The 9,630-nt window shown below is 72.3% G+C and carries 8 protein-coding genes; 7 read left to right on the forward strand and 1 reads right to left on the reverse strand.

All coding sequences use genetic code 11. The features are described from left to right. The first annotated feature begins 3 nt into the window (after positions 1-3). The 7 genes from nusA (at position 4) to truB (ending at position 7,683) form a co-directional block, all read left to right on the forward strand. Positions 4-1,017, forward strand: a complete 1,014-nt coding sequence (gene nusA, locus ACFP1K_RS24970; protein WP_380757475.1) for a transcription termination factor NusA — start codon at positions 4-6, stop codon at positions 1,015-1,017. Beyond that, the gene (locus ACFP1K_RS24975; protein WP_380757477.1) at positions 1,001-1,294 is read left to right on the forward strand and encodes a YlxR family protein; all 294 of its coding nucleotides are present in this window, start codon (positions 1,001-1,003) and stop codon (positions 1,292-1,294) included. The genes nusA and ACFP1K_RS24975 overlap by 17 nt, the downstream gene beginning before the upstream one ends. A gap of 151 nt (positions 1,295-1,445) precedes the next feature. Further along, positions 1,446-4,781 (forward strand): translation initiation factor IF-2, encoded by a 3,336-nt coding sequence (gene infB, locus ACFP1K_RS24980; protein ID WP_380757479.1) that lies wholly within the window; start codon positions 1,446-1,448, stop codon positions 4,779-4,781. Between the two features lie 79 nt (positions 4,782-4,860). Beyond that, complete coding sequence (locus ACFP1K_RS24985) at positions 4,861-5,160, forward strand: DUF503 domain-containing protein (protein WP_380757495.1); 300 nt, start codon at positions 4,861-4,863, stop codon at positions 5,158-5,160. 78 nt (positions 5,161-5,238) lie between these two features. After that, on the forward strand, positions 5,239-5,733 hold the full coding sequence (gene rbfA / locus ACFP1K_RS24990) for a 30S ribosome-binding factor RbfA (RefSeq protein WP_380757497.1): 495 nt from the start codon (positions 5,239-5,241) through the stop codon (positions 5,731-5,733). 26 nt (positions 5,734-5,759) lie between these two features. Beyond that, positions 5,760-6,758, forward strand: coding sequence for a DHH family phosphoesterase (locus ACFP1K_RS24995; protein WP_380757482.1), 999 nt, complete (start codon positions 5,760-5,762; stop codon positions 6,756-6,758). Positions 6,759-6,786: 28 nt separating this feature from the next. Beyond that, a complete protein-coding gene (gene truB / locus ACFP1K_RS25000; protein WP_380757484.1) occupies positions 6,787-7,683 on the forward strand; it encodes a tRNA pseudouridine(55) synthase TruB in 897 nt (298 codons plus the stop codon). A 16-nt stretch (positions 7,684-7,699) separates the two neighbouring features. Here truB and ACFP1K_RS25005 read toward each other — a convergent pair whose 3' ends face one another. Next, complete coding sequence (locus ACFP1K_RS25005) at positions 7,700-9,568, reverse strand: acyl-CoA dehydrogenase family protein (RefSeq protein WP_380757486.1); 1,869 nt, start codon at positions 9,566-9,568, stop codon at positions 7,700-7,702. Between the last annotated feature and the right edge of the window lie 62 nt (positions 9,569-9,630).

Below are 9,630 nucleotides of genomic sequence, written 5' to 3' on the forward strand. Positions count from 1 at the left end.
GTTATGGACATCGACATGAGCGTCCTGCGCAGCCTGGAGCGTGAAAAGGACATCTCCTTCGACCTGGTCGTCAAGGCGATCGAAGACGCCCTGCTCATCGCGTACTTCCGGTCCGAGGGGGCGGCGGCCAAGGCGCGTGCCGAGCTCGACCGCGCCTCAGGCCACGTGATGATCTGGGCGGCCGAGCTCGACGACGAGGGACAGGTGCTGCGGGAGTACGACGATACGCCCGGCAACTTCAGCCGCATCGCGGCGACCACCGCCAAGCAGGTGATCCTCCAGCAGCTGAGGGACGCCGAGGACGAGATCAATTTCGGCGAGTTCGCGAGCCGCGAGGGCGAGCTGGTCGCCGGGGTCATCCAGCAGGGCAAGGACCCCCGCGTGGTCCTGGTCGACCTCGGCAAGATCGAGGCCATCCTGCCGCACAACGAGCAGGTGCCCGGCGAGGAGTACGTGCACGGCGAGCGGCTGCGCTGCTACGTGGTCCAGGTGAAGAAGGGGCACAAGGGGCCGTCGGTCACGCTGTCGCGCACCCACCCCAACCTGGTCAAGAAGCTGTTCGCGCTGGAGGTGCCCGAGATCGCGGACGGCACCGTCGAGATCGCGGCCATCGCCCGCGAGGCCGGCCACCGCACCAAGATCGCGGTGCGCTCGCGCCGCGGCGGGGTGAACGCCAAGGGCGCCTGCATCGGCCCGATGGGCTCGCGGGTGCGCAACGTGATGACCGAGCTGCACGGCGAGAAGATCGACATCATCGACTGGTCCGACGATCCCGCGGAGTTCGTCGGGAATGCCCTGTCGCCCGCGCGGGTTTCGCACGTAGAGGTGATCGATCTCGACGGCCGCGTCGCCCGGGTGACGGTGCCCGACTACCAGCTCTCGCTGGCGATCGGCAAGGAGGGCCAGAACGCCCGCCTGGCCGCCCGTCTCACCGGGTGGCGCATCGACATCCGTCCCGATACCCAGGCGACGGCGGCGGGGGACGCGGTCGGCCCCGCCGATGCCTCCACAAGGTAAGCTTGAATACGGTGGCCGGGCGGCCCCGCTGAGAACGTGCGTGGGCTGCCGGGTTCGCACGGTAAAGTCCGAGCTGCTCCGCCTGGTGGTGGTCGAGGGTGTGATCGTCCCCGATCGCCGAGGCAGGCTGCGGGGACGTGGTGCTTATGTGCACCCCGCCCAGCGCTGCCTGGAGCTCGCCGAACGCCGCCGGGCGTTCCCGCGCTCGTTCAGAGTCGCGGGACCGCTCGATGTGTCGTGTCTGCGGGTTCATCTCGCAGGGGTTGACGCCGAGTAGGACCGGGTGAATGGTTACCAACTGTCATGTAGGACGCCGAGTCGATAGGCGGGTCAGATAGCGATGAGCGCCTGATGAGCATGCGGCGATGAGTACGTCCAGGTAGCGACGGTCCGGCGGCACAGCCTCCCGGGCCGAGTAAGGGAGTGCAGTGGCGAAGGTCCGAGTCTACGAGCTCGCCAAGGAGTTCGGAGTCGAGAGCAAGGTCGTGATGGCCAAGCTCCAGGAAATGGGCGAGTTCGTGCGATCGGCGTCTTCAACGATAGAGGCGCCGGTGGTCCGCAAGCTTACGGAGGCGTTCTCCAGGGGATCCTCCGATTCCAGGGGTGACAGGTCGAGAGGACCGGCCAGGCCGGGTCCCCGGCCGTCGCACGGCCAGCAGGGGAACGGTCAGGGAGCGCCGAAGCCGGGTCCGAGGCCGGGCCCGGGTCCGCGACCCGGTCCCGCGCAGCCCGCGCAGACCGCCCCGCCCGCGCAGACCGGTCAGCCCGGTCCCGCGCAGACGGGTCCGCGTCCGCCGGTCCCCATGCCCCATGTCAACCAGCCGCCGGTCGGGCAGCCCGCACAGGAGGCGCCGCAAGCCGCGGTCCCGCGTCCTGAGGTCCCCCGTCCGGCCACACCGCGTCCGGAGGCGGCCCGCACCGAGGCGCCGCGTTTCGAGGCGCCCCGCACCGACGTGCCGCGTGCCGAGGCACCGCGCGCCGACGGCCCGCGTACCGACGGTCCCCGCGGCGACGCGGCCCGCCCGTCCGGTGGCGGCCGCCCGGCGGTTCCCGGTCCGAAGCCGGGTCCCCGCCCCGCGCCGCGTCCGGCGCCCCAGGGTGGTCCCGGTGCCGGTGCGCCCGGTGGCGCCCCCGGCGCCGCGCGTTCCGGTGGCCCCGGGGCTCCGCGTCCCGGCGGTGGCCCCAAGCCCGGCCCCCGTGGGCCGCGCCCGGGCAACAACCCCTTCTCCTCGACCGCGAGCGGCATGGGCCAGCGCCCGCCGCGTCCGGGCCGCGAAGGCGGCGGTCCCGGGCGTGACGATCGCGGTCCGCGTGACGACCGTCCCCGCGACGATCGTGGTCCCCGCGAGGGGCGCCGCGACGACCGTGGTCCCCGTGAGCCGCGCCGTGACGACCGCGGCCCGCGCGACGGCGGCATGCCCCGCCCCGCGTCGGCCCGTCCCGGCCCGCCCGGATCGGCCGGACCCCGTCCGGGTCCCGGTCCCGGCGGTCCGCGTCCCGGCCCTGGCGCCGGTGGCCCCCGTCCTGGTGGCCCGCGGCCCAACCCGATGATGATGCCCTCCCGTCCGGCCGGCCCCGGCCAGGGTGCCGGCGGTGGCGGCGGTGGCCGTCCGAGCGGTCCCGGCGGTCGTCCCGGCGGCGGTGGCGGCGGTGGCCGTCCCGGTGGCGGTGGCGGCGGCGGCGGTCGTCCCGGTGGCGGCGGTGGCGGCTTCGGCGGCCCCCGTACCGGCACCGGTGGCCGTCCCGGCGGTGGCCCCGGAGCGGGCGCCGGCGGTGGCGGTGGCGGCGGTGGCTTCGCCGGCCGTCCCGGTGGCGGCGGCGCGCGTGGTCGCGGCGGCACGGCGGGTGCCTTCGGGCGTCCCGGCGGCCGGCCGACTCGCGGGCGCAAGTCCAAGCGCCAGCGGCGTCAAGAGTTCGACAACATGCAGGCGCCGTCGATCGGCGGCGTGCAGGTTCCCCGCGGCAACGGCCAGGTTCTGCGCCTGCCGCGCGGCGCCTCGCTGTCCGACTTCGCCGACAAGATCGGCGCGAACCCCGCCTCGCTGGTGCAGATCATGCTGCACCTCGGCGAGATGGTGACCGCGACCCAGTCGGTGAACGAAGAGACGCTGCAGCTGCTCGGCGCCGAGCTGAACTACTCCATCCAGGTCGTCAGCCCGGAGGAGGAAGACCGCGAGCTCCTCGAGTCCTTCGACATCGAGTTCGGCGAGGACGAGGGCGACGAGACCGACCTCGAGTCGCGCCCGCCGGTCGTGACCGTCATGGGTCACGTCGACCACGGTAAGACCAAGCTGCTCGACGCGATCCGCAACACCAACGTGGTGGCCCGTGAGGCGGGCGGCATCACCCAGCACATCGGCGCCTACCAGGTGGGCACCGTGCACGAGGGTGCCGACCGCAAGATCACGTTCATCGACACCCCGGGTCACGAGGCGTTCACCGCCATGCGTGCCCGTGGCGCCCAGGCCACCGACATCGCGGTGCTGGTGGTCGCGGCGGACGACGGCGTGAAGCCCCAGACGATCGAGGCTCTCAACCACGCCCACGCGGCCGACGTGCCGGTGGTCGTGGCGGTGAACAAGATCGACAAGGAGGGCGCGGACCCGACCAAGGTGCGGGCCCAGCTCACCGAGTACGGCCTGGTGGCCGAAGAGTTCGGTGGCTCGACGCTGTTCGTCGACATCTCCGCCAAGCAGGGCACCGGCATCGACAACCTGCTCGAGGCCATCCTGCTCACCGCGGACGCCGAGCTCGACCTGCGGGCCAACCCCAGCATGGACGCCCAGGGCATCGCCATCGAGGCCCACCTCGACCGTGGCCGCGGCCCCGTGGCGACCGTCCTGGTGCAGCGCGGCACCCTGCGGGTCGGCGACTCGATCGTCTGTGGCGAGGCCTTCGGCCGCGTCCGGGCGATGCACGACGACACCGGCGAGACCGTCGCCGAGGCCGGGCCTTCGGCTCCGGTCCAGGTGCTCGGCCTCACGGCCGTCCCGGGCGCGGGAGACAACTTCATCGTGGTCTCCGACGACCGGATGGCCCGGCAGATCGCCCAGCAGCGGGCCGCGCGGCAGCGCACCGCCGACATGGCCAAGTCCAGCCGCCGGCGCACGCTGGAAGAGCTGTTCAAGGACATGGAGAAGGGCCAGGTCGACGAGCTCAAGCTCATCATCAAGGGTGACGTCTCCGGTTCGGTGGAGGCCCTGGAGGACGCGCTGCTCAAGATCGACGTCGGCGAGGAGGTGCGCCTCCGGGTGCTCCACCGCGCGGTCGGCGCGATCACCGAGTACGACGTCAACCTGGCGATCGCCGACGACAATGCCGTCATCATCGGCTTCAACGTGCGCCCGGAGGTCCGGGCACGCGATCTGGCCGAGCGCGAGGGCGTCGACATCCGGTACTACTCGGTCATCTACCAGGCGATCGAAGAGATCGAGTCGGCCCTGAAGGGCATGCTCAAGCCGGAGTTCGAAGAGGTCCAGACCGGCACGGCGGAGGTCCGCGAGGTCTTCAAGGTTCCGAAGATCGGCAACATCGCGGGCTGCCTGGTCCGCGCGGGCACGATCACCCGCAACAGCAAGGCCCGGATCATCCGCGACGGTGTCGTGGTGGCCGACAACCTCACCGTCTCGTCGCTGCGCCGCTTCAAGGACGACGCGACCGAGGTCCGCGAGGGCTTCGAGTGCGGTATCGGTGTCGGGTACAACGACATCAAGATCGACGACGTCATCGAGACGTTCGAGATGAGGGAGAAGCCGCGCGTCTGACGCGTGGCCACGGCGATCGGTGCCCGCGGGTCCGCCCGCGGGCACCAGCCGTCCCGCCGATGACGTCGTGGCGACGGCCATGTACATAGGTGCTCTGACCTTGGACATCCTGCTGGGCGACGTACATTCGCTGAAGCAGAAGCGTTCCGTGGTGCGCCCGCTCGTCGCCGAGGTGCGCCGCCGGTTCCCGGCGGCCGCGGTGGCAGAGACCGGGCATCTCGACCTGCACCGCCGCACCGAGATCGGTGTGGCGGTCGTGTCCGCGACCGCGGCCAACTGCGGCGAGGTGCTGGAGGCGTGCGAGCGGCTGGTCGCGTCCCGCCCGGAGATCGAGCTGCTGTCCGCGCGACGGTCGCTCTTCAACGAGCACGAAGATTAAGGGTTCCCCGGGAAGCGTGGTTTCCCGGGAGCCGTTAAGCGAGTTAAGCGAGCAAAGAGGGCAAAGAGGGGGAGCGCGATCGTGGACGCAGCACGCGCCCGCAAACTTGCGGACCGCATCCAGCAGATTGTCGCCGAGATGCTCGAGCGCCGGATCAAGGATCCGCGCCTCGGTTTCGTGACGGTGACCGACACACGCATCACCGCCGACCTCCGTGACGCGACGGTCTTCTACACCGTGTTCGGCTCCGAGGCCGAGCGCGCCGACACCGCCGCCGCCCTGGAGAGCGCCAAGGGGATCATCAGGTCGGAGGTCGGCCGCCAGACGGGCGTGCGCCACACCCCGACGCTGACCTTCAGCCACGACCCCCTCCCCGACAGCGCCCGTCACCTGGACGAGCTGTTCGCCGAGGCCAGGGCCCGCGACGAAGAGATCGCCAAGAAGGCCGAAGGCGCCGTGCACGCGGGCGAGCCGGATCCCTACCGCAAGCCCGACGACGAGGACGACCTGGGAGAGGACGACCTGGCCGAGGAGGCCGGGGCGTCCGAGCACGCCCGGCCGGCCGCACCGTGATGAACGGCACGAGGCTTCCCACGCCCGTGCCGGAGACGATCTGGCACCGGGCCGCCGAGCTGATCACCGGCGCCCGCCGGGTGGCCCTGGTCTGCCACGTGTCACCCGACGGCGACGCCCTGGGCTCGATGCTCGGCCTCGGGCTGGCGCTGCGCGCGGCGGGCAAGGACGTGGTGGCGTCGTTCGGCGACCGGCGGTTCCAGGTGCCGCGGCTGCTGCGGTTCCTGCCCGGGCAGGAGCTGCTCGTGCCGCCCGCCCGCTACCCCGCCGAGCCGGACCTGATGATCAGCTTCGATTCTCCCACGGTGGACCGGCTCGGCCTGCTCTCGGCGAACGCCGGCAAGGCCCGCGAGCTGATCGTGATCGACCATCACCCGTCCAACACCGGCTTCGGCACCGTGCCGCTGGTCGACCCGGCGGCGGCGTCCACCGCCACGCTGGTGGAAGAGCTGATCGGCCGTCTCGGCCTGGAGATCGGCCGGGACGTCGCCACCTGCCTGTACACCGGGCTGGTGACCGACACCGGGTCGTTCCGGCACTCCTGCACCACCCCCGCCGTGCACAGCATGGCCGCGCGGCTGGTGTCGGCCGGGCTGCGCACCGACGAGATCGCCCGCGAGCTGTGGGACCGCTCGCCGTTCGGGTACCTCAAGGTGCTCGGCGCCGCGCTGGACCGGTGCGCCCTCGACGAGGACGCCGCGGGCGGGCTCGGCATGGTGTGGACGTTCGTGCCCCGCGCGGACCGCGCCGCGTACTGCCTGCCGTACGACGAGGTCGAGGGCATCATCGACGTGGTGCGCCGCACCGACGGCTCCGACGTCGCGGTGGTGCTCAAGGAGGACGACGAGGGGGCCTGGCAGGTCTCCACGCGATCCAAGGGCGGAGTCGACGTGGGCCGCGCCTGCACGTCCCTCGGCGGCGGCGGTCACACCCTGGCGGCCGGCTACACCTCGCACGAGCCGCCCGAGCGGACCGTCGCCCGGTTCCGCGAGGTCCTGGCCGAACTCGGCGCGCGCACGCCCTGACATATCCGCCTACGGGAAGCGAACGAGGATGAAGAGCACCGGCGGGCGGCCCGTGCCGCCGAGCGGGCTGATCGTGGTGGACAAGCCCGCCGGATGGACGTCCCACGACGTGGTCGGCAAGATGCGCCGCCTGGCGGGCACCCGCAGGGTCGGCCACGCGGGCACCCTGGACCCCATGGCGACCGGCGTGCTGGTGATCGGGGTGGAGAAGGCCACCCGCCTGCTCGGGCACCTGGCCCTCACCGAGAAGGTCTACGACGCCACCCTCCGCCTCGGCGTCGCCACCACCACCGACGACGCCGAGGGCGAGATCGTGTCCGAGGCCCCGGCCGCCCATGTCGCGGACGAGGAGATCCTGCGCGGCGTGGCCGCCCTCACCGGGCTCATCACCCAGGTCCCGCCGCAGGTCAGCGCGATCAAGGTGAACGGCGAGCGGGCGTACAAGCGGGCCAGGGCCGGCGAGGAGGTCGACCTGAAGGGCCGCCCCGTCACCGTCCACGCCTTCGACGTGCGCGCCGTGCGCCGCGTCGGCGACGTGATCGACCTGGACGCCACGATCCGCTGCTCCAGCGGCACCTACATCCGCGCCCTGGCCCGCGACCTCGGCGCCGCGTTCGGGGTGGGCGGCCACCTCACCCGGCTGCGCCGCACCCGTGTCGGCCCCTACGACCTCACGATGGCCCGCACCGTCGAGGAACTCGGCGCCGAGTGCACCATCCTCCCCATCGCCGACGCCGTCGCCGCCGCGTTCCCTCGGATGGACGTCAGCTCCGACCAGGCCCGCCAGGTCGCCCACGGCGCCCCGCTGCCCGCCCCCGGCCTCGGCAAGGGTCCCATCGGCGTCTTCGCGCCCGACGGCACCCTGCTGGCCCTGGTCGAGGAACACGGCGAGAGGGCCCGCCCCCTCGCCGTGTTCGTGCCCTGACCGCCGCCGCGCCGGGTCAGTGGATGTCGCGGTGCACGTCGACGCCGGTGGGCTCGGCCGCCGCCGCGATCCAGGGGCCGTCCAGGGACGGGTCCAGGATGCCGTCCTCGACGAAGGGGTAACGGCCCTCCATCACGTGGCGGGCCAGGCGGACGTCCCTGGCGTCGGAGTTCTCCCACAGGCGCGCCAGGAGGGACTCGGCGCGGAGTCTCGCCTGGTGGCAGAAGGTGTCGGCGACCTCCAGCGGCGCGGAGCCCAGAGTGGCGGACTCCTCCTTGGCGCGCACGCAGGTGGCCGTGATGGCGAACAGCTCGGCGCCGACGTCGACGACGCGGGACAGGAAGCCCTGCTTGTGCTCCAGGCGGCCCTGCCAGCGTGACATGGCGTAGAACGTGGCACGGGCCAGCTTGCGGCTGGTGCGCTCCACGTAGCGCAGGTGCGGCGCGAGCGGGCCGAACGCCGGGTAGGAGCCCGGCAGCTGGCTCGGGCCGGTCACCAGGGTCGGCAGCCAGCGGGCGTAGAAGCCGCCCGCCTTGGTCAGGGCGCGGCCCTTGGCCTTCAGGTCGGCCTTCGGGTCGATGAGGCCGCCCGCGACCGACAGGTGGGCGTCCACGGCCTCCCGGGCGATGAGCAGGTGCATGATCTCGGTGGAGCCCTCGAAGATGCGGTTGATCCGCAGGTCCCGCAGCACCTGCTCGGCCGGCACGCCGCGCTCGCCGCGCGCGTGCAGCGACTCGGCCGTCTCGTAGCCGCGGCCGCCGCGGATCTGCACCAGCTCGTCCGCGACCCGCCAGGCCATCTCCGAGCCGTACAGCTTGGCGAGGGCCGCCTCGATGCGGATGTCGTTGCTCTCGTCGTCGGCGAGGCGGCTGGCCAGGTCGACCACGGCCTCCAGGGCGTACGCCGTACAGGTGATGAAGGCGATCTTGCGGGCCACCGCCTCGTGCTCACCGATCGGGTGACCCCACTGCACCCGCGCCCCGCTCCACTCCCTGGCGATCTTGGCCGCCCACTTGGCGGCGCCCGCGCACGTGGCGGGCAGCGACAGACGGCCGGTGTTCAGCGTCGTCAGCGCGATCTTCAGCCCCTGGCCCTCCCGGCCGATCAGGTTCCCGGCCGGCACCCGGACGCCCTGGAGCCGCGTGACCCCGTTCTCGATGCCGCGCAGCCCCATGAACGCGTTGCGATGCTCGACGGTGATCCCCGGGGACCCGGCCTCCACCACGAACGCCGAGATCTTGCTCCCGGTCCGCGCCATCACCACCAGCAGGTCGGCCACCACCCCGTTGGTGGTCCACAGCTTGACCCCGTCCAGCACGTACTCGTCCCCGTCCCGGACCGCCGTCGTGGACAGCCGCGCCGGATCGGACCCGACGTCCGGCTCGGTGAGCAGGAACGCGGACACCTCCCCCCGCGCGCACCGCGGCAGGAACCGCTGCTTCTGCTCCTCGGTGCCGAACAGCCGCAACGGCTGCGGCACCCCGATGGACTGGTGCGCCGACAGCAGCGCGCTCAGGGCCGGAGAGTACGACGCCACCAGCGACAGCGCCCGCGTGTAGTACAGGTGACTGAGCCCCAGCCCCCCGTACTCCTCGTCGATGGTCATCCCGAACGCCCCGAGCGCCCCCAGCCCCTTGACGACCTCGTCCGGCACCAGCGCCGTCCGCTCGATCTGCGCCGGATCGACACTCTCCTTCAGAAACCTCCGCAAAGCCCCAAGGAACTCCTCCCCCTTCTCCGCCGCCCGCTCCCCGACCCGCGGCGCCGGATACACCAGATCCGGCCGGAAGTCCCCGAGAAACAGCTGCCGCCCAAAACTAGGCCGCCCCCACTCCTTCTCCCGAGCTTGCTCCGCCACCTCACGAGCCTTGTCGTAATCACTCATCGAACCTCCCACATCGGCGAACACCCGCCTCGCCTCATAGCTACCCGCCAGTAGCCCCCCCT

The sequence above is a fragment of the Sphaerisporangium aureirubrum genome (genome assembly GCF_042658925.1).
GTDB classification, from domain to species: domain Bacteria; phylum Actinomycetota; class Actinomycetes; order Streptosporangiales; family Streptosporangiaceae; genus Sphaerisporangium; species Sphaerisporangium aureirubrum.

Coding starts and splice junctions, on each gene's coding strand:
- nusA (WP_380757475.1), top strand. CDS start 4: ATGGACATCGACATGAGCGTCCTGCGCAGCCTGGAGCGTGAAAAGGAC.
- ACFP1K_RS24985 (WP_380757495.1), top strand. CDS start 4,861: ATGTACATAGGTGCTCTGACCTTGGACATCCTGCTGGGCGACGTACAT.
- ACFP1K_RS24975 (WP_380757477.1), top strand. CDS start 1,001: ATGCCTCCACAAGGTAAGCTTGAATACGGTGGCCGGGCGGCCCCGCTG.
- truB (WP_380757484.1), top strand. CDS start 6,787: ATGAAGAGCACCGGCGGGCGGCCCGTGCCGCCGAGCGGGCTGATCGTG.
- ACFP1K_RS25005 (WP_380757486.1), bottom strand. CDS start 9,568: ATGAGTGATTACGACAAGGCTCGTGAGGTGGCGGAGCAAGCTCGGGAG.